Origin of the sequence: Photobacterium marinum (genome assembly GCF_000331515.1) — a bacterium.
Taxonomy (GTDB): Bacteria; Pseudomonadota; Gammaproteobacteria; order Enterobacterales; family Vibrionaceae; genus Photobacterium; species Photobacterium marinum.
In genome coordinates, this window is the sequence record NZ_AMZO01000029.1 from 38,271 (window position 1) to 57,372 (window position 19,102).

The 19,102-nt window shown below is 49.9% G+C and carries 16 protein-coding genes; 2 read left to right on the forward strand and 14 right to left on the reverse strand.

Annotated elements, in window-relative coordinates; genetic code table 11:
- Nucleotide 1 precedes the first annotated feature (1 nt).
- The 7 genes from mrdB to leuS all read right to left on the reverse strand — a co-directional run bounded on the left by mrdB (nucleotide 2) and on the right by leuS (nucleotide 8,403).
- Complete coding sequence (mrdB, locus tag C942_RS18010; RefSeq protein ID WP_007468395.1) at nucleotides 2-1,123, reverse strand: peptidoglycan glycosyltransferase MrdB; 1,122 nt, start codon at nucleotides 1,121-1,123, stop codon at nucleotides 2-4.
- Complete coding sequence (mrdA, locus tag C942_RS18015) at nucleotides 1,120-3,075, reverse strand: penicillin-binding protein 2 (RefSeq protein ID WP_007468398.1); 1,956 nt, start codon at nucleotides 3,073-3,075, stop codon at nucleotides 1,120-1,122. The genes mrdB and mrdA overlap by 4 nt, the downstream gene beginning before the upstream one ends.
- Before the next feature lie 6 nt (nucleotides 3,076-3,081).
- Nucleotides 3,082-3,552 (reverse strand): 23S rRNA (pseudouridine(1915)-N(3))-methyltransferase RlmH, encoded by a 471-nt coding sequence (gene rlmH, locus C942_RS18020; protein ID WP_007468400.1) that lies wholly within the window; start codon nucleotides 3,550-3,552, stop codon nucleotides 3,082-3,084.
- Nucleotides 3,553-3,558: 6 nt separating this feature from the next.
- Complete coding sequence (rsfS, locus tag C942_RS18025) at nucleotides 3,559-3,876, reverse strand: ribosome silencing factor (RefSeq protein WP_007468402.1); 318 nt, start codon at nucleotides 3,874-3,876, stop codon at nucleotides 3,559-3,561.
- Nucleotides 3,877-3,994: 118 nt separating this feature from the next.
- On the reverse strand, nucleotides 3,995-5,023 hold the full coding sequence (gene holA, locus C942_RS18030; RefSeq protein WP_007468404.1) for a DNA polymerase III subunit delta: 1,029 nt from the start codon (nucleotides 5,021-5,023) through the stop codon (nucleotides 3,995-3,997).
- Complete coding sequence (locus C942_RS18035; protein ID WP_036801000.1) at nucleotides 5,020-5,676, reverse strand: LPS-assembly lipoprotein LptE; 657 nt, start codon at nucleotides 5,674-5,676, stop codon at nucleotides 5,020-5,022. The genes holA and C942_RS18035 overlap by 4 nt, the downstream gene beginning before the upstream one ends.
- A 153-nt stretch (nucleotides 5,677-5,829) precedes the next feature.
- The gene (gene leuS / locus C942_RS18040) at nucleotides 5,830-8,403 is read right to left on the reverse strand and encodes a leucine--tRNA ligase (RefSeq protein ID WP_007468408.1); all 2,574 of its coding nucleotides are present in this window, start codon (nucleotides 8,401-8,403) and stop codon (nucleotides 5,830-5,832) included.
- Nucleotides 8,404-8,590: 187 nt separating this feature from the next.
- Between leuS and C942_RS18045 the strand changes: the two genes are divergently transcribed.
- Nucleotides 8,591-9,073, forward strand: coding sequence for a zinc ribbon-containing protein (locus C942_RS18045; protein ID WP_036801004.1), 483 nt, complete (start codon nucleotides 8,591-8,593; stop codon nucleotides 9,071-9,073).
- Nucleotides 9,074-9,164: 91 nt separating this feature from the next.
- On the opposite strand, the gene C942_RS18050 is transcribed toward C942_RS18045, so the two are convergent.
- The 7 genes from C942_RS18050 to miaB form a co-directional block, all read right to left on the reverse strand.
- Nucleotides 9,165-10,733 carry a S8 family serine peptidase gene (locus tag C942_RS18050; RefSeq protein ID WP_007468411.1) on the reverse strand — a complete coding sequence of 523 codons (1,569 nt, stop codon included), beginning with the start codon at nucleotides 10,731-10,733 and terminating at the stop codon, nucleotides 9,165-9,167.
- 348 nt (nucleotides 10,734-11,081) lie between these two features.
- Nucleotides 11,082-11,663, reverse strand: a complete 582-nt coding sequence (locus C942_RS18055; RefSeq protein WP_007468413.1) for a lipid-binding SYLF domain-containing protein — start codon at nucleotides 11,661-11,663, stop codon at nucleotides 11,082-11,084.
- A 114-nt stretch (nucleotides 11,664-11,777) separates the two neighbouring features.
- Nucleotides 11,778-13,331 (reverse strand): apolipoprotein N-acyltransferase, encoded by a 1,554-nt coding sequence (gene lnt / locus C942_RS18060; protein WP_007468415.1) that lies wholly within the window; start codon nucleotides 13,329-13,331, stop codon nucleotides 11,778-11,780.
- Between the two features lie 3 nt (nucleotides 13,332-13,334).
- Nucleotides 13,335-14,207, reverse strand: a complete 873-nt coding sequence (gene corC, locus C942_RS18065; RefSeq protein WP_007468417.1) for a CNNM family magnesium/cobalt transport protein CorC — start codon at nucleotides 14,205-14,207, stop codon at nucleotides 13,335-13,337.
- A gap of 85 nt (nucleotides 14,208-14,292) precedes the next feature.
- A complete protein-coding gene (gene ybeY, locus C942_RS18070; protein WP_007468419.1) occupies nucleotides 14,293-14,757 on the reverse strand; it encodes an rRNA maturation RNase YbeY in 465 nt (154 codons plus the stop codon).
- Nucleotides 14,757-15,827, reverse strand: coding sequence for a PhoH family protein (locus C942_RS18075; RefSeq protein WP_007468422.1), 1,071 nt, complete (start codon nucleotides 15,825-15,827; stop codon nucleotides 14,757-14,759). Before C942_RS18075 ends, ybeY begins: the two co-directional genes overlap by 1 nt.
- 91 nt (nucleotides 15,828-15,918) lie before the next feature.
- Entirely contained in the window at nucleotides 15,919-17,343 is a 1,425-nt protein-coding gene (miaB, locus tag C942_RS18080; RefSeq protein ID WP_007468425.1) for a tRNA (N6-isopentenyl adenosine(37)-C2)-methylthiotransferase MiaB, read from the reverse strand.
- Nucleotides 17,344-17,732: 389 nt separating this feature from the next.
- Here miaB and C942_RS18085 point away from each other — a divergent pair, with 389 nt between their 5' ends.
- A complete protein-coding gene (locus C942_RS18085) occupies nucleotides 17,733-18,893 on the forward strand; it encodes a 2-octaprenyl-3-methyl-6-methoxy-1,4-benzoquinol hydroxylase (RefSeq protein ID WP_007468427.1) in 1,161 nt (386 codons plus the stop codon).
- Nucleotides 18,894-19,102 lie beyond the last annotated feature (209 nt).

A 19,102-nucleotide genomic window follows, 5' to 3' on the forward strand; every position in this document is an offset into this window, starting at 1 on the left:
ATCAGGTCGCCTTAGACAACATTTTTCTATGGGTGTGAATTGACATCAGGATCCCGAAGCCGGCCATCAGGGTCACCATGGAGGTGCCGCCATAACTGACCAGCGGCAGGGGAACCCCGACCACAGGTAACAGGCCGCTTACCATCCCGATATTAACGAAGATATAGACAAAGAAACTCAGTACGATACTGCCAGCCATCATACGGCCAAAGGCGGTCTGGGCCCGACTTGCCAGTAATAAGCCGCGCCCAATGATAAACAGGTAGATACCGAGCAGGCAAAGCACGCCGAATAGACCCCATTCTTCAGCTATGACGGCGAAGATAAAGTCGGTGTGACGTTCAGGCAGGAACTCCAGCTGGGACTGGGTGCCGTGCAGCCAACCTTTGCCTGTTAGGCCTCCTGAGCCTATGGCGATTTTTGACTGGATAATGTGATAGCCTGCTCCGAGTGGATCAGACTCCGGATTAAACAGAGTGAGTACCCGCTGACGCTGGTAATCTCGCATCAGAAACAGCCACAGAACCGGGATGAATGCGCCGAGCATGACAGCCGCAGCCCCAATGAGTCGCCAACTGATCCCGGACAGAAACAGCACAAAGATCCCTGAAGCTGCGATCAGAATGGATGTACCGAGGTCCGGCTGTTTGGCAATCAGGATCGTCGGAACAAAAACCATGACAAGGGCTATGACAATGTTTCGCAGAGTCGGTGGCAGCGGTTGCTTGCCGATAAAACGTGCCACCATTAGCGGTACGGCCAGCTTGATTAGCTCAGAAGGCTGAAAACGAACAAATCCCAGGTTCAGCCAACGCTGTGCTCCTTTGGAGGCTTCACCGAACAGTAATACCCCGAGCAACAGTAACAGCCCGACACCGAAGAGGTAGGGAGCCCATGTCTCATAATGCCGGGGAGCAATTTGTGCCAGGATAAACATAACCCCTAATGACAGGAACATGCGCATAGCTTGGCGTTCCATCATCGCAAGGTTTTGCCCGCTGGCACTGTACATTACCATCAGGGCAAAACCCATCAGAGTCAGGATGCCCAGCAATAGCGGGATATCCAGATGTAGGCGGTCGCCGAGTGTTTTTTTCTTTCCTGTCGCGTCCATGATACTCATTGGTCCACCTCGGCTAACTTAGCATCCCTTACTGCCTGTTGTGACTGTTCGTCTACGGGCTTTAGCAGCATATGGTCGAAGATTTTACGGGCGACCGGACCACCGTTGGATGAGCCGCCACCGGCATTTTCCAATACCATGGATACGACGATTTCAGGTTTATCAAACGGAGCAAAAGCGGTAAACAGGGCATGGTCTCGCAGGTGCTCTTCCAGCTCTTCGGCGTTGTATTTCTGGTTTTCTGCCAGGCCAAATACCTGGGCTGAACCGGATTTACCTCCGGCTTTGTATGTTGCGCCGTGGAATGCTCGCCTTGCTGTCCCTTTCTTGCCGAACAGCACCTGATACATACCCTCTTTAGCGACGTCCCAGAACTTTGGATCGACATTCACGATAGGCGGATAGTCATCAAACTTAGCCGGCTTTTCGCCATTCTCACCGATAATATCCTTGAGCAGGTGCGGTGCCCTTACAATACCGTTATTTACCAGTACTGTTGTTGCTTTGGCAATCTGGAGCGGGGTAGCCGTCCAGTAACCCTGGCCGATACCGACCGGGATGGTGTCACCCTGATACCAAGGCTTACGGAAACGAGCCTGCTTCCATTCACGGGTCGGCATATTGGCCTGACTTTCTTCGTGGATATCTATACCTGTGTATTCACCGAAACCGAAACGCCTCATCCAGTCTGATAGGCGGTCAATACCGAGATCATAGGCGATCTGGTAGTAGAAGGTATCGACAGATTCTTCGATTGCCTTGTAGATATTGACTTTGCCATGGCCCCAACGGCGCCAGTCACGAAAGGCTCGGCTTTTGGAGTTTGGTATTTTCCAGTAACCCGGATCATTTCGGGTGGTTCGGGTGGTGATCACCCCTTCACTCAGCGCAGCTACGGCAATCATCGGCTTAATGGTGGATGCCGGCGGATAGATCCCTAAAGTTATGCGGTTAACCAGAGGACGGTTTTTATCGTGCAGCAGCTCGCGGTATTTCTTACCGGAAATGCCATGAACGAACAGGTTCGGATCATAACTCGGGCTGGATACCATGGCCAGCACCGAGGAGTCTCGCGGGTCAAGCACCACAACTGAACCACGTTTACGTTTGATAATTTCTTCGCCGGTATCCGGATCCAATTTTCGTTCGGTTAGCAGCTCCTGGACATACAGTTGCAGCTCTATATCCAGATTCAGACGGATGTCTTCGCCCGGAACAGGGGGAACATATTTTAGTGTACGGATGATCCGGCCACGGCTGTTGACTTCGACTTCTTGATAGCCGGAAGTGCCGTGTAACAAATCTTCATAATATTTTTCGATACCAATCTTGCCGATATCACGGGTGGCTTTGTAGTTGTTGATCTTTTCATCGCGTTCCAGCTTCTGTAAATCGCGATCGTTGATCTTGGCGACATAACCCAGAACATGGGTCAGGGCTTCACCATAAGGGTAATAGCGTTTGAGATAGGCTTTAACCTCAACGCCGGGAAATTTGTGTTGATTGACGGAAAATAGCGCGACCTGCTCTTCTGTCAGCTGGTTAAGCATTGGGACAGATTTAAAGCGACGGGTACGGCGGCGCTCTTTTTGAAATCGCTGGATGTCTTCGTCAGTGATCCCCATCAGCTCTTTCAGGCCGAGAAAGGCTTCCTCAAGATCCGGGACTTTTTCCGTGGTGATTTCCAGGGAGTAAACGGGGCGATTTTCTGCCAGTAATATGCCGTTGCGGTCGTAGATTAGTCCGCGGTTAGGAGCAACCGGAACAACTTTGATCCGGTTGTCATTAGAACGTGTCTGGTAGTCTTCATGCTGGCGAACCTGAATGTTATACAGGTTTACCAGCAGCACACTTACCAGCACGATGATGCCGATAAATGAGACAAGAGCACGGCGGAAAAAGAGTGCCGACTCAGCGCGGTGGTCGCGGATCTGGGTTCGCTTTTGTCTCATTGGCAATTATTCTCTGTGGTAAGGGTGGTTGGCGGTAATACTCCACGCGCGGTAAAGGCTTTCAGCCATCACCACTCGAACCAGAGGATGAGGTAAAGTCAGGGGAGACAATGACCAACTTTGATCTGCTGCGGCTTTACAGGCTGGTGCCAGCCCTTCCGGTCCGCCGATCAGGATTGATACATCGCGCCCGTCCAGCTTCCAGCTTTCCAGTTGATCAGCCAGTTGCTCAGTGTCCCAGCGCTTACCTGGAATATCCAGAGTAACAATGCGGTTACCTTTGGGAACCGCTGCTAGCATTGCTTCGCCTTCTTTTTGCAGAATACGGGCGATGTCGGCATTTTTGCCTCGTTTTCCTGCCGGGATCTCAATCAGTTCCAGCGGCATGTCTTTCGGGAAGCGTCGGCTGTATTCTTTATAGCCTTCTTCAACCCATTTCGGCATCTTGGTGCCGACAGCAATCAATTGAAGCTTCATCGTCAGTTAGCCCCAAAGCTTCTCCAGTTGGTACAGGTTACGTGCATCTTCCTGCATAATGTGCAGCATCACGTTTCCCATATCAACAATTACCCATTCGCCGTCTTCTTCACCGCTGATACCGAAAGGAGGGATGTCGATCAGCTTGGATTCTTTGTTAACGTGATCGGCAATAGAAGCAACGTGGCGGTTTGATGTACCGGTACAAACGACCATGAAGTCGGTAATGCTTGACTTACCGCGTACGTCGATAGTCACAATGTCTTTAGCTTTGATATCGTCAACTTTATCTACGATGAAATCGTGTAGTTCTTGAACCTGCAAAGGGATCCCCTCATTTGAGTGAATTGGTGTTAATTATTGGCCTCAGCCCAGGCTGAGTCACAATTTAGCGGCGCAGTATACCATGCACAACCTTGTACAATACAAGTTGGCTGTAATTTTACAATTTTGCCATTGTGTGTGTTTGTATTCCGCACATTTCGGCACATAAGGCAGACAATGCTGGCCACGGCTGGTAATCGAAATTCGTTTTTACCTGCACTTCCAAATGAGCCAGTTGTTGCAACAGGCGTATCAGAGTTACAAGCGGTAGACGGTGCAGAGCGCCTATATATACCTCGCGACGACTTTGCCAAATCCTGAACTGTTCAAAAATGATGTTCAGTGGCGTACCTTTACTGCCCATTTCCTGCATTTTGTACAGCTGAGTAAGTTCTCGTTGCAGGGTGCGTAGCAGAATAACAGGCTCAATGCCTTCACCTTCCAACTGGCGGAGTACGCGCTGACTTCGTTTGCTCTGGCCTGCCAGTAGGGCATCTAATAGCTGGAACGGAGTGTAGTGGTTATGGCGGCTGAGAGCTTCTTCAAGGCGGATAACTGTCAGCTCTCCGTTCGGATAGAGCAGAGTGAGTTTTTGCAGGCTCTGTGCCAGCGCCAGCAAGTTACCTTCGTGCCATTGTGCCAGCATGAGTACGGACTCATGATCCGGTTTCAGCCCCAGTTGTTGACAGCGTCCCTGAATAAAGCGAGGCAGGTGACGGGCATCCGGGGTGTTGCATGGGATATACAGGCCCAATTCTGCCACAGATTTAAACCACTTGGCGTTTTCCTGCTTCTTGTTGAGGCGCGGGCCGTGCATCAGCAGCAGAATGTCATTGTGCAGGGTTGCAATCACTTCTTGCAGGGCTTTGGCCTGGTTGGCGTTGAGGCCGGATTCCGGAACTTCCAGTTCAATGATCTGCCGGGCTGAAAACAGGCTCATGGCCTGAGTGCAGTCGAGGATTTGGTTCCAGTCGAGCTGGGCATCAATGGTAAAGGCGTGGCGTTCGTCAAATCCGGTCTGTTGTGCTGCCAGCTTGATTTGATCGCCGCATTCCTGTTTCAGGAGTGGTTCGTTACCAAACAGGAGATAGGCCTGACGCAGCCCTTTTCCAAGTTGCTGCGTCAGTTGTTCCGGGTAGATTCTCATTCTGCTTTGTTGCTCGGGCTGTTGTCATTGGTAAACAGGGCATTGGCTGCCTGGGTATCCTGCACAGCTTCCGTTGTGACGCTGGTATTTGATGCGGTGTTGTCGTCCATCATAGCTTCCAGCTCTTCTTCTTCCATTTTATTGAAAACGGCGGTTAAGCGAGCCAGCTGGCGCATGATCTGACGAGCGGCTTGTTCGCGCATTTCGTCTTTAATCATGTCTCGTTCGACAGATTTTGCCAGTGCAGTCAGTGGGTTATCAAGGAAAGTACGGTTAACCTTGGTACTATAAGTCTGGCTGCCTTTTTCCGGAACCACAATACGGTAACTGACGGTATAAGTCAGTTCGTATTCGGCTGCGCGGCTGTTCTGGTATAGCGACAGGGTACGTTCGCCGTTTGATTCACTGATCAGGTGCAGGTTGGGTACTGTCGGTGATGGCGGAACGGATTCTATGCCGTGCAGCTTGAACTGGGATTTAACCTCACGGGTCAATGGACCGTAACGGTCAAAGCTGGTCAGGGATAGTTTGGCGATATCATCAGGTAGCATGTAGTTGCCGCGAAGGTGGAAACCACAGGATGCCGTGGCCAGGGCCAAGACGACTACCAAGAGGGTTCGGATTGTGCTTTTTAGGGATAAGAAAGCTTTCACCGAGTCTGCTCCATGAAAAAGTTAGTGATAACTGACCGGTCAACACGGTTGAGCCGGGTAAGGGATAGGGTGGACCGGCAGGAGCCAGCCATGGTCCCCAACAGGCGGGGACCATGGTTTAGGCACAAATAAATTGTTTTAGTTCGCAACTTTTTAGTTTGCAACAATGTTCAGCAATTTACCTGGTACGTAGATCACTTTACGAACAGTTTTGTCGTCTGTGAACTTAGTAACGTTCTCGTCGTTCAGAGCTAGCTCTTCAACCTGCTCTTTGGTTGCATCTGCAGCCACAGTCAGCTTGGCACGCAGCTTACCGTTAACCTGAACGATGATTAGCTTCTCGTCTTCAACCAGTGCTTTCTCGTCAGCAGCAGGCCACTCTGCGTGGTCGATGTCTGACTCGCCCAGCGCTTTCCACATTTCAAAACTGATGTGCGGAGTCATTGGGTAAAGCATGCGAACAACAGCTTTCAGTGCTTCGTCCAGCAGGGCTCGGTCTTGTGCGCTTTCCTGAGATGCTTTAGCCAGCTTGTTCATCAGCTCCATGATTGCAGCAATCGCGGTGTTGAATGTCTGACGGCGGCCGATGTCGTCGCTTACTTTAGCGATGGTCTTGTGAACGTCGCGGCGTAGTGCTTTCTGATCAGAAGTCAGAGCGGCAACATCCAGAGCTTCAACCTCATCTTTAGCTGTGTGGTCGTGAACCAGTTTCCATACACGTTTCAGGAAGCGGTTTGCACCTTCAACGCCTGATTCCTGCCATTCCAGTGTCATGTCAGCCGGTGACGCAAACATCATGAACAGACGAACGGTGTCAGCACCGTATTTGTCGACCATTTCCTGCGGGTCGATACCGTTGTTCTTAGACTTAGACATCTTAGTCATGCCTGAGTGCATAACTTCGTTGCCTTCGTTGTCTACAGCCTTAGTGATGCGGCCTTTTTCGTCACGCTCAACGGTTACATCAGTTGGAGCAACCCATATTTTCGCACCTTTGTCGTTGTTGTAGTAGTACGCATCAGCCAGCACCATGCCCTGACACAGTAGCTGCTTGAACGGCTCGTCGCTGTTTACCATGCCACAGTCGCGAAGCAGTTTGTGGAAGAAGCGAGAGTACAGCAGGTGCATACATGCGTGTTCGATACCACCGATGTACTGGTCAACAGGCAGCCAGTAGTTTGCTGCATCAGAGTCCAGCATTTCGTTAGCTTGTGGTGAGCAGTAACGCGCGTAGTACCAAGACGATTCCATGAAGGTATCGAAGGTATCTGTTTCACGCAGCGCAGGTTGGCCGTTGATTGTGGTTTCAGCCCACGACTTGTCAGCTTTGATTGGGCTGGTAACGCCGTCCATTACCACGTCTTCAGGCAGGATCACAGGCAACTGGTCAGCCGGTACCGGATGAACTTCACCATCTTCAGTAGTTACCATCGGGATTGGTGCACCCCAGTAACGCTGACGAGATACACCCCAGTCGCGCAGACGGAAGTTAACAGTTTTCTTGCCTTTGCCTTCAGATTCCAGTTTCGCCGCAATCGCATCGAATGCTTCCTGGAAGCCCAGGCCGTCGAATTCACCCGAATCGAACAGAACACCTTTCTCGGTGTATGCCGCTTCAGAGATGTCCAGCTCACTGCCGTCAGCAGGCTTGATAACCGGGATGATATCCAGGCCGTACTTAGTTGCGAATTCAAAGTCACGCTGGTCGTGTGCAGGCACAGCCATTACAGCGCCTGTACCGTAGTCCATCAGAACGAAGTTAGCGACGTAAACCGGTACTTCACGGCCGTTAAGCGGGTGAATCGCAGTCAGGCCGGTCGCCATGCCTTTTTTCTCCATCGTTGCCAGCTCTGCTTCAGCAACTTTGGTGTTACGGCATTCTTCGATAAATGCTGCCAGCTCAGGGTTGTTTTCTGCCGCTGCTGCTGCCAGTGGGTGACCGGCTGCGATACCAACGTAAGTTACACCCATCAGGGTATCCGGACGAGTGGTGTACACTTCCAGATCCTCGTGGCCCTTAACGGCAAACTTCAGTTCTACACCTTCAGAACGGCCAATCCAGTTGCGCTGCATGGTCTTAACCATTTCAGGCCAGCCTTCCAGTTGATCCAGATCGTCCAGAAGTTCCTGAGCATATTCAGTGATTTTGATAAACCACTGTGGGATTTCTTTCTGCTCTACCGGAGTGTCACAGCGCCAGCAGCAGCCGTCTTCAACCTGCTCGTTTGCCAGTACTGTCTGGTCGTTCGGACACCAGTTAACAGAAGAGGTTTTCTTGTAAACCAAGCCTTTGTTGTACAGCTTAGTGAAGAACTCTTGTTCCCAGCGGTAGTATTCAGGCGTACAGGTTGCGAATTCACGCTTCCAGTCGTAACCGAAGCCCAGCAGTTTCAGCTGGTTCTTCATGTATTCAATGTTTTCGTAAGTCCAAGGAGCAGGTGCTGTCTTGTTCTTCACCGCTGCGTTTTCTGCAGGCAGGCCGAATGCGTCCCAGCCGATTGGCTGCATAACGTTCTTGCCCTGAAGGCGCTGGTAACGAGAAATCACATCACCGATGGTGTAGTTACGAACGTGACCCATGTGCAGTCGACCGCTTGGGTACGGGAACATGGAGAGACAGTAGAATTTTTCTTTGTTTGGGTCTTCACTTACAACAAAGGTTTTGTTGTTGTCCCAGTGCTCTTGAACCTTCTGTTCAATGTCCTGTGGGCGATATTGTTCTTGCATCGATGACATCCAGGATTTTGTGAGTTAAGTACATACACTTTCAATATAATCGACATAGAATAACTAAAGGTAGAGGTGTCAACAATAGCTGAGGCCAATTCGGAGAGTAATTGTTAGTTCTTATCCAGATTGCAGGAGTTTATTCCTCAAATAGCCAGAATTGAGCCACAGAACTAGGAGGTGACCTATGGCTAAGCAAAAAAAGGAATACGAAGCTCTGCTTGAGCAGGTGACAGAAACTTTGAAGCACAGTCCGGATGAGCTAAAGCATTGGGGGGAGCTCACTGCTAAGTATCGTCAGGCTGCCAGCGACATGACCAAAGATGAGTTGGCTTTGATTTCAGCTTACCTCAAGCGCGATATGCAGGAATTTGCTCAGAGTGTGAAGGAAAGCCCTGAGCCATTTTCTGAAAGTCCGTTCTATAAACTAGTGTCAGAAACCATCTGGAGTGGTCTGGCGGAAGCAACCGATAAGACTCAGCTCGAATGGCACGAAGTGATGGATGACCTACAGCACCAGGGCGTCTATCAGGCCGGTGAGATTGTCGGGCTTGGCAATCTGGTGTGCGAAAAATGTGGTTACCACGAACAGTTCACTCATGTAAAACGGCTTGAACCTTGTCCACATTGTGGTCATACCCAATTTACCCGTCGACCGTTGTCTCCTTGAATATCACCAGTATTAATTGAAAAATTGTATTGTCATCAAACATAAAAATACAGCGGGCCAATCGGCCCGCTGTTGGTTTTACTTTCTCTGGTTATTTACATTGACCCAGTTCAGTCCATACGCCCCAATCAGAGCTGTTGTCTGCAGGGGATTGATTTTGGCTCCACCATTTTGCCTCGTAAGCGACACCATTTAGCTGAATTTGATCGCCGGCCTGATAAACGTTATTCGGAGACCATAATGTCATGTTGCTGCAATCAACAGTGCCAGGTTGTGGATTTGGTTTTGGTGTAGGTTGAATACCTTTCACGCGTTCCAGAACTGCGAGAGTATCAATAATACCAGTACCGCAGATCGCAGTGTTACAGGTACTGCCTGCCGGGAACGGACGAGCGGTCTCTTTGATGTATTGCTCGACCTGATCCGGAGTCAGGCTTGCATCCAGTGAGTACATTAGAGCTGCGACACCGGCAACGTGTGGAGTTGCCATACTGGTACCCATTGAGTAGTTGTAGCTGTTCTTCTCGGCCTGACGCTTACCTGTGTTGTAAGTCGACAGAATGCCTTCAGAGCGACCACCGCCTGGTGCAGTAATATCAATCATGTCACCAAAGTTTGAGTAGAAAGCGCGGTTACCTTCTTTGTTGTTGGCGGCTACTGAGATTACACCCTGGCAGTTACCCGGATTGAAGTCACGGACGTTAAGGTTGTCGTTACCGGCGGCAACAACAACTGTTGCACCTGCGGCACGTACTTCATTGACTGTTTGCTGGTAGGTATAACCACATGCCCCCTGGCCACCTAAGCTGAGGTTCAGTACTTGGGCTGGATATGAGTTTGCTGGCGCACCCGGAACAGATAGGCCTGCTGCCCAGCGCATACCATCAGTGATGTCTGATGTGTAGCCACCACAAGCGCCTAGTACCCTTACAGGCAGGATTCTGGTATTCCAGGATACACCTGTGACACCTTGACCGTTGTTACCTTCAGCTGCGATGGTTCCTGCTACATGGGTACCGTGCCATGATGAGTTTCTGTCACGAGGCGGGTAGTTTCTTCCGCACTGACCGGCAACCAGCCAGTCACCTTCGTCTGTGGCGTCAGCATCGCGGCCGTCGCCATCGCGGGCTCCGGCGGCGTTCTTAATAAAGTCATAACCCGGAAGTAAGTTATTCATCAGGTCCGGGTGATCAAAGCGAACACCGGTATCTATGACCGCAACAACAACATCAGGGCTGCCTGTGGTGATGTCCCAGGCTTTTGGCATATTAATGCCACTTACCGCAGAAGAATAATGCCATTGCAGAGAGTAGCCGGGATCATCAGGAATTGCTGTCGGCCACATAATGCGGTCAGGCTCGGCGTATTCAATGTTAGGATCCTGGCGAAGCTGCTCAATCACTGTATCCAGATTCTGCTGATCCGGTACTCTTAGTACATGGGTGTTGTTAGAACTTGGACGAACATACAGCACTTCACTGTCCGTAATTTGCTGTAAATGAGCAACACTGTTATCAGTGGCTGATTCCGTGAGCATAACAGGGCTGTGGCTGCGGTATTTAACGATGATCTGATCGGTTATAAGTTCGTTATTTTGAGCAAGGGCTGGACAGCTAGCAATGAGCACAGCCAGTGCTGTTGCAGTAGGTATGGTTCTCATTTTTCTTCCTTGTTTATATCTTTGTTGTTATGAGGTAGTAATGGTTCCTCAGCCCCAAGTGTTGACAAAGATATTGTTTTTTTCAGGAAGAATGATAATAAACTAGATGCATATCAAAAAAAGAATTGGTGTTTTCAGGGTGTTAATTTGAAATAGTGATATTCAGCCAAACTATCATTTATCATAGCAGCATAAGCCTAGATGCATTCTCTGTTTATGTGTCGAAAGTGCCATATTTAATGCTGTTATTATAATCGAGAGGAATGTGATCGTAACGCTGTTTTGGTATATGTAGTACTTATCGGCTTCGCTCTTTATAGTTTTAACAACAGGCTGACCGTCTTTTCGTCAATTGGATTTTCCCAGTGGCTCATAACTGAACTTTTGTCCCGCCAAAGAAGCCTCAATCATCATGCCGCCTTTGGCATAAGTAAAGACTGCCAGTCCGTTGGTATAGTTGGCATCGACATATTGTTGACCGGAGCTCGCACTCAGTCCGGCGGTTCCAGCTTTAGCCTGAGCGCCTTCTGTCAGGGCAACTGCTGACGCCTGGGCGTCCAGTTCGATGCTGCCGCTGGTGAAACGCTCATAAGCCCTTTTATCCTGGAAAAAGATGATTTCACTGTAAGATTGGCCGCCAAACTGAAGGCCGAATGAGACCTGGTAGAGTTTGGCGGTGCCGGTGAGCTGGTGGTTCTGATAGACGCTACCGCTGCCATAAGCCCCTCCAACCCAGAAACCACCTTTGCCGACAGACGGAAATACAGCGTAGCCGTAGGCAGAATTGAAAAAAGGCTGAGTTTGTGGCGCTGTCTGGAATTTTACCAGTGTCGCCTGAGTATCAAGATCTTCGTTGGCTACAGAGCCGGAGGCAACACATAGCAGGGCCAGTGAGCCCAGCATAGTAATGAGTCGGTTGATGGCTTTCATTGTGTTTCCGTATGAGGCGAGTTCTGGTTTTATCTTAGCAATACGGAAAAAAAGGCGAAGAATTAATCTTCGCCTTTTCAGTTTATATTCAGCTATTTTTGAGTCTTTTTGCTGTTAATCACTGGCCTGTGGGCGGTGATCTCGCAAATGGCTGCTCTTGCGGCGGATCAGAGCCGCTGACAGCATAAGTGAGCACAATACATAGAAGTAGAGAGGCCAACTGCCCAGCGTGGTGTATGGTGTCAGGCCTTCTGTTGGTACAACTGTTGTCCGTAACACAGCGGTTTCAAACTGCGGGATTTGCTGAACGATACGGCCGGTATGATCGACAACGCCAGTGACGCCGTTGTTGGTGGCGCGAAGCAACGGCTTGCCGAGTTCCAGAGAACGCATCTGAGCAATTTCCATGTGCTGGAATGGGCCGATAGATTTACCGAACCAGGCATCGTTTGACAGGGTCAGCAATAGCTCTGTGTCCTGGCTGACATTTTGCCGAACCTGTTCGCTAAAGGCGATTTCATAGCAAAGTGCTGGCGCGAGGGAATAGCCGCTGGCTTCCAGGTTGGGCTGGATAAATTCCCCCCGGCTGAAAGATGACATCGGCAGATTGAAGAAAGGAGCCAGTGGACGCAGCAATTCACCGAACGGGACAAATTCGCCGAACGGCAGCAGATGGTGTTTGCTGTAGCGGTTGGCTGTTTCGTACTTGTAAGAGCTTGCTTCATTCATACCCAACGTCAGGATGTTATTGAAGTACTCTCCGTTAGGCTTTTGATCCAACACTCCGGTGATCACTGTGGTCTTATTGTAGCGAGCTGCACTGTCCAGATTCTGGAGAAAACTTGGTACCTGGGTCTCCAGTGCCGGGATTGCCGCTTCTGGCCAGATGATAATATCTGCATCCCAGTTCTCACGGGTCAGATCGGTATATTTCATCAGGGTTGGCCAGCGCTGGCTTGGCAGCCATTTCATGGCCTGTGAGATATTGCCCTGGATCAGGGCAACGTCGACACTTTTTTCCGGAGCCGGGGTTACCCATTTAATCGCACCGGTAAAGGTGCTGATTATCATTATTGCAACCGGGATCAGCAGAGGCTTCCAATTTCGGTAGCTCAAGGCTGCAACAAGCGCGGCACTGCACAGAATCAATGCCAGTGTGATCCCTTCAACCCCAAGAATTGGTGCTATGGATGCTAGTGGGCTGTCAATTTGGCTGTAGCCCATCCAAAGCCAGGGGAAGCCGGTCAGGAACCAACCGCGGAACCAGTCGAGCAGCAGCCATAGTACCGGACCGCTCAGAAGCAACTGGTGGAACGGGCGACCGCGGTTAAAACGATTGAAAAGGGCACCAAAGGCTGCCGGGAAAAGTGCCAGGTAGCCTATCAGCATGCTCATCAAAAATAGGCTGGCAATCTTTGGCATGCCGCCAAAAGTATCAATACTGACATGTACCCAACTGATCCCGGTACCGAACAGGCCCAGCCCCCACAGGAAGCCGATCAGGGCTGAACGTTTGACTGTTTGATTTTGGAGTAGGTAAAAGAAGGCAAAAAGAGAAACCGGTGCGAGATACCAGTGGTTATAAGGTGCAAACGAAAGGGTGGTGAGAGCACCCGCCGGAGCGGCTGGCAAAAGCCGCCCCAGCGTTTGTAATGAAGTTTTTTTCATTATTTATGATGTCGTTGTCGGTTGATGTGCTTCATGCGGCACTGTCACTTGCAACTGAATAACCCGACGATTATCGGCCGACGTCACTTTAAACGAATAGCCGTCGAGCTCAACGATTTCACCCCGGTTTGGCAGGTGACCGAAACTGGTCATAACCAGGCCGCCAACCGTATCGACCTCTTCATCACTGAAGCGGGTCTGGAACATTTCGTTGAAGTCTTCAATGGTCGTCAGTGCTTTAACCGAGAAAGTATGCTTACTTAACTGACGGATATCCTGTTCTTCTTCGTCGTCGAATTCGTCTTCGATTTCGCCGACAATTTGCTCCAGGATGTCTTCAATGGTGATAACACCGGATACCCCACCAAATTCATCGACCACGATTGCCATGTGGTAGCGCTCCTCGCGGAACTCTTTCAGCAGGCGGTCAACGCGTTTGCTTTCCGGCACGACAACGGCCGGGCGAAGCACTTTGTCCATATCAAATGGTTCGCTGTTCGGGAGCAGGTAACGCAGCAGATCTTTTGCCAGCAAAATGCCTTCAACATGATCTTTATCGTCACTGATCACCGGATAGCGGGAGTGTTGGGCATCAACAATTAAATCAATCAGGTCTTCCAGCTTCTGAGAACGCTCGATTGTGACCATCTGGGAGCGCGGGATCATGATGTCACGAACACGCATTTCCGAGATTTCCATTACACCTTCCAGCATGTCGCGGGTGTCATGGTCGATCAAATCGTTTTCTTCCGAATCACGGAAAACTTCGACCAGCTCTTCACGGTTTTGGGGTTCACCCTGGAATAGTTGGCCAATACGTTCAAAGAAGGACTTTCTACTCGGACCTTCAGAATTTTGCGAGTTATCTTCGTTCATTGCTTGTAAGAAATAATTCTCTGTCAGTTGAGTGGCGGTGCCACGGGATTGTATTTAAATCTTCGACAACGGCTTTCGGAAAAGGTTACAGCTTTTCTTCGGCGTACGGATCGGTAAAGCCCATCTTTACCATGATCTCCGTTTCCAAGCCTTCCATTTCTTCAGCTTCATCATCTTCAATATGGTCATAACCTAGCAGATGGAGACTGCCATGTACAACCATATGCGCCCAGTGGGCATTTAACGGTTTATTCTGCTCTCGAGCTTCTTTTTCAACCACCTGACGGCAGATAATTAAGTCACCCAGTAGATCCATCTCAATGCCCGGAGGGGCTTCAAACGGAAATGACAAAACGTTGGTTGGTTTGTCCTTACCGCGGTACTCATGGTTCAGTGTGTGGCTTTCTTCTTCATCAACCAGGCGGATTGTGACTTCAGCATCAGGTTGGAATGGCGTAATTGCTGCATCCAGCCATTGGTGAAACTCGGCTTCGCCCGGCATGCCTTCCTGGTTTTCAGTGGCGTATTGTAGATCTAGGTAAATTGCCATTAATTGTTACTTTCTGTTGCGGCAAGGGGAGCTGTAGCCTGTTGTTGTTCACGGCGGCGTTGCTCGGCAAGCTTGCGTTGTTTCTGATCTTCAGTTTCCCATTTGTCATAGGCCTGAACGATACGTGCGACGACCGGATGGCGGACAACGTCATCGGCTTGGAAGAAGTTGAAGCTGATTTCGTCTACATCCGACAGTACTTCGATTGCATGGCGCAGGCCGGAACGGGCACCGCGAGGTAAGTCGATCTGAGTAACATCACCGGTGATCACGGCACGAGAGTTGAAACCGATACGGGTCAGGAACATTTTCATTTGTTCGACCGTGGTGTTCTGGCTCTCGTCCAGAATGATGAAGGCATCATTCAGAGTACGGCCACGCATGTAAGCCAGCGGGGCAACTTCAATTACGTTACGCTCAATCAGCTTTTCTACGCGCTCAAAGCCCAGCATTTCAAACAGGGCGTCATACAGTGGGCGCAGGTAAGGGTCGACTTTCTGGCTTAAATCACCTGGCAGGAAGCCCAGTTTTTCACCAGCTTCAACCGCTGGGCGGGTCAGCAGGATACGGCGGATTTCCTGGCGCTCAAGTGCATCAACAGCGGCAGCTACCGCAAGGTAAGTTTTACCTGTACCGGCAGGTCCAACACCAAAGGTAATATCATGGGTAACCATGTTGCTGATGTACTGAGCCTGATTCGGTGTACGCGGCTTGATCACACCCTTTTTGGTTTTGATGTTAACTTCTTTACCGTAAGGGATTGAGCTTTCTGTATGTTGTTCCAGGACACCGGATTCTTTAATGGCAAGGTGAATCTGTTCAGGCTCAATGTCAGGAATGTTATTGCGAATCGGGGCAGTGTCAACGTACAGGGTTTTGATGATGTGCACTGCTGCCTGGGCGGTGTGTGGTTTACCTACCACGCTGAAGCTGTTGCCGCGATGGTTGATTTCTACACCTAAACGGCGTTCAAGTTGTTTGATGTTATCGTCGAAAGGGCCACAAAGGCTGGAAAGACGCTGGTTATCGGCGGGTTCCAGATTGAATTCTTCAGTGATAATTTTGCTCAAGATTTGCCTCTCATTGCGGTCGCCCGGATTGCCGGGCGACCATGTGTTCAGGGCGCGTCCTACTTGTGTTCAGACTGGCGTCTCATTCTTACTATGGAGTATATACGCCTACACCCAATTCATCTTCTTTACGTGTTTTTTCCATCACCTCGGACGGTGACATCGCCACACGCAGATCCATTTCTGCTTCGGTACGTACCAGCTCACCACGTAGTGAGTTAGTGAATACGTCGGTGATTTTCACGTCAACGAACTGGCCAATCAGCTCTGCTGAGCCTTCAAAGTTAACCACGCGGTTGTTTTCAGTACGGCCGCGAAGTTCCATGATGTTTTTCTTCGAAGGACCTTCAACCAGGATACGCTGCTCGGTACCCAGCATCTGGCGAGAGTAACGCATTGCCTGAGTATTGATCTGTTGCTGCAGTTCATACAAGCGCTGCTTCTTCACTTCTTCAGACAGATCACAAGGATAGTCTGCCGCAGGTGTGCCTGGACGAGGAGAATAGATAAAGCTGAAGCTGATATCGAAGTCAATATCACGGATCAGCTTCATGGTGTCCTGGAAGTCCTGATCAGTCTCACCCGGGAAACCAACGATGAAGTCTGAACTGATTGTGATGTCAGGACGTGCTTTACGCAGCTTACGGATTTTTGATTTGTACTCAATCGCAGTGTGAGGACGTTTCATCATCGTCAGGATACGGTCAGAACCGCTCTGTACTGGCAGATGTAGGAAGCTGACTACCTCAGGGGTATCTTCGTACACTTCGATAATGTCGTCAGTAAACTCGATTGGGTGGCTGGTGGTGTAACGGATACGGTCGATACCGTCGATAGCAGCAACCAGGCGCAGCAGCTCAGCAAAGCTTGCGATATTGTCATCGTGAGTTGCACCACGGTATGCGTTAACGTTCTGTCCCAGCAGGTTAACTTCACGTACACCCTGATCTGCAAGCTGGGCAACTTCGAATAGTACGTCGTCAAGCGGACGGCTTACTTCCTCACCACGGGTGTATGGTACTACGCAGTAAGTACAGTACTTAGAACAGCCTTCCATGATGGATACGAATGCGGTCGGGCCTTCTGCACGCGGTTCTGGCAGACGGTCGAACTTCTCGATTTCCGGGAAAGAGATATCCATTACAGGTGCATCGTCAGATTGAGACTGTTTGATCATCTCTGGCAGGCGGTGCAGGGTTTGCGGGCCAAAGATTACGTCAACATAAGGAGCACGCTGGCGAATGGAGTCACCTTCCTGAGTTGCTACACAACCACCAACACCGATCACCAGGCTTGGTTTTTTATCTTTCAGTGTTTTCCAGCGGCCAAGCTGGTGGAAAACTTTTTCCTGAGCCTTTTCACGGATTGAACAGGTGTTTAGTAGCAGAACGTCTGCTTCTTCTGGTTCTTCCGTTAACTCGAAGCCATTGGCTGCATTTAGAAGATCGGCCATTTTTGATGAATCGTATTCGTTCATCTGGCAACCCCAGGTTTTAATAAGCAGTTTCTTAGCCATGTCTAACTCTTCGCTCGTAGTGTTTTATTCATTGCATTCAACATTGCATCATTCGGCTAACAGCGGCGAAAGAGCAGCAGTTAGCTGTAGCAAGCGGCGTATTGTACTGCTTTAAGCTCTGCCTGACCAGATCATCACCACCCCGAATAAAATGTGGATTTAGCCCGGCAAGCTGATTTCTGTCTATAGTCTAGTTGGCATTTGGCTTCCAAAGCGGACGTGAGTTAGCACCGTTGTCTCGGAGTGAGGTGTATTATCTTTTATTGTCAGCTAATTATCGCTGTCCGGTGAAAGGGAATCAGGTAACATATTGAGAATGATTCTGTTTAGTTTGTCCGGTTCGAAACAACGGTTGCCGGATTCTGTATAGCATTGAGATGAGAGCAGATATGGAACAATATGATGTAGTGGTTGCAGGCGGCGGTATGGTCGGTGCTGCGACTGCATTAGGATTGGCACAGCAGGGACTGAGCGTTGCCGTGATAGAAGGAAAGGAGCCTCAGTCTTATCACCCGGAACAGCCGATGGACTTGCGGGTGTCTGCGATTTCTCCCAATTCTGTTGCCCTCCTGACAAGGTTGGGAGCCTGGGACAACATCCTGAAAATGCGCCTTTGCCCGTTTAAGCGCCTGGAAACATGGGAGCATCCTGAATGCCGGACACGCTTTAGTGCGGATGAAATGAATCTGGATCGGCTGGGGTTCATTGTCGAAAACCGAATAATTCAGTTAGGTTTATGGCAGCAGTTCAGTGATTATCCGACACTGACTTTGCTTTGCCCGGCTCGGATGGAGCAGGCCGAAGCAGTAGAAGGCGGATATCGGGTTGTACTCAGTGATGGCCGTCTGCTCCAGACCCGATTACTGGTTGGTGCTGACGGGGCTAATTCGCAGGTTCGCCAACAGGCGGGAATCGGTATTACAGCCTGGGACTATCGTCAGCATTGCATGTTGATCAATGTTGAAACTGCATTGCCGCAACAGGATATAACCTGGCAGATGTTTACGCCTAATGGTCCCCGTTCCTTTTTGCCGTTGCCTGGTCATCAGGCTTCGCTGGTATGGTATGACAGTCCGCAGCGAATCCACCAATTAAGTGGAATGACACCTGCGCAGCTGCATGAGCAGATCAAAGCACATTTCCCGGAAGAGCTAGGTGAGTTCAAGGTACTTAACCACGGTAGCTTCCCGCTGACTCGTCGTCATGCGCAGGATTACTCTAAACCGGGCGTGGTGTTGCTGGGCGATGCTGCCCATACGATCAACCCGCTTGCAGGGCAGGGCGTTAATTTGGGCTTCAAGGATGTTGATGTGTTACTGCATGAAATTGAGAAGGCCGGCAAAGAGTGGGCGGTGCCTTCGGTACTCAAAGCTTATGAACGTCGTCGTCGCCCTGATAACCTGTTGATGCAAACTGGAATGGATGTTTTCTATACCACGTTCAGTAATTCACTGCTGCCCATAAAGCTGATGCGTAATGCCGGACTTAAGTTAGCAGAACACGCAGGACCGTTGAAAAAGCAGGTTTTGAAATACGCGATGGGGATGTGATACCTGTTTTGCTTATCCTGAGATAGGTATAAGAAATCAAAGTGTTGGGTAGAGATAAAGAAAAAGCCGAGTGTTATCAAAACATTCGGCTTCACAACCAGAGAGATACGATCATTTGGTAGGTTGTAAAAACTGTAATCTACCATTTACTGTAGACAAAAGAAAACCCACCAAAAGGTGGGTTTCTAAATAATGGTGCGGAAGGAGAG

Excerpts from the sequence above, each read along its gene's own strand:
- mrdB (WP_007468395.1), bottom strand. The coding sequence starts at position 1,123 with ATGAGTATCATGGACGCGACAGGAAAGAAAAAAACACTCGGCGACCGC.
- mrdA (WP_007468398.1), bottom strand. The coding sequence starts at position 3,075 with ATGAGACAAAAGCGAACCCAGATCCGCGACCACCGCGCTGAGTCGGCA.
- rlmH (WP_007468400.1), bottom strand. The coding sequence starts at position 3,552 with ATGAAGCTTCAATTGATTGCTGTCGGCACCAAGATGCCGAAATGGGTT.
- holA (WP_007468404.1), bottom strand. The coding sequence starts at position 5,023 with ATGAGAATCTACCCGGAACAACTGACGCAGCAACTTGGAAAAGGGCTG.
- leuS (WP_007468408.1), bottom strand. The coding sequence starts at position 8,403 with ATGCAAGAACAATATCGCCCACAGGACATTGAACAGAAGGTTCAAGAG.
- C942_RS18045 (WP_036801004.1), top strand. The coding sequence starts at position 8,591 with ATGGCTAAGCAAAAAAAGGAATACGAAGCTCTGCTTGAGCAGGTGACA.
- C942_RS18050 (WP_007468411.1), bottom strand. The coding sequence starts at position 10,733 with ATGAGAACCATACCTACTGCAACAGCACTGGCTGTGCTCATTGCTAGC.
- C942_RS18055 (WP_007468413.1), bottom strand. The coding sequence starts at position 11,663 with ATGAAAGCCATCAACCGACTCATTACTATGCTGGGCTCACTGGCCCTG.
- lnt (WP_007468415.1), bottom strand. The coding sequence starts at position 13,331 with ATGAAAAAAACTTCATTACAAACGCTGGGGCGGCTTTTGCCAGCCGCT.
- corC (WP_007468417.1), bottom strand. The coding sequence starts at position 14,207 with ATGAACGAAGATAACTCGCAAAATTCTGAAGGTCCGAGTAGAAAGTCC.
- ybeY (WP_007468419.1), bottom strand. The coding sequence starts at position 14,757 with ATGGCAATTTACCTAGATCTACAATACGCCACTGAAAACCAGGAAGGC.
- miaB (WP_007468425.1), bottom strand. The coding sequence starts at position 17,343 with ATGGCTAAGAAACTGCTTATTAAAACCTGGGGTTGCCAGATGAACGAA.
- C942_RS18085 (WP_007468427.1), top strand. The coding sequence starts at position 17,733 with ATGGAACAATATGATGTAGTGGTTGCAGGCGGCGGTATGGTCGGTGCT.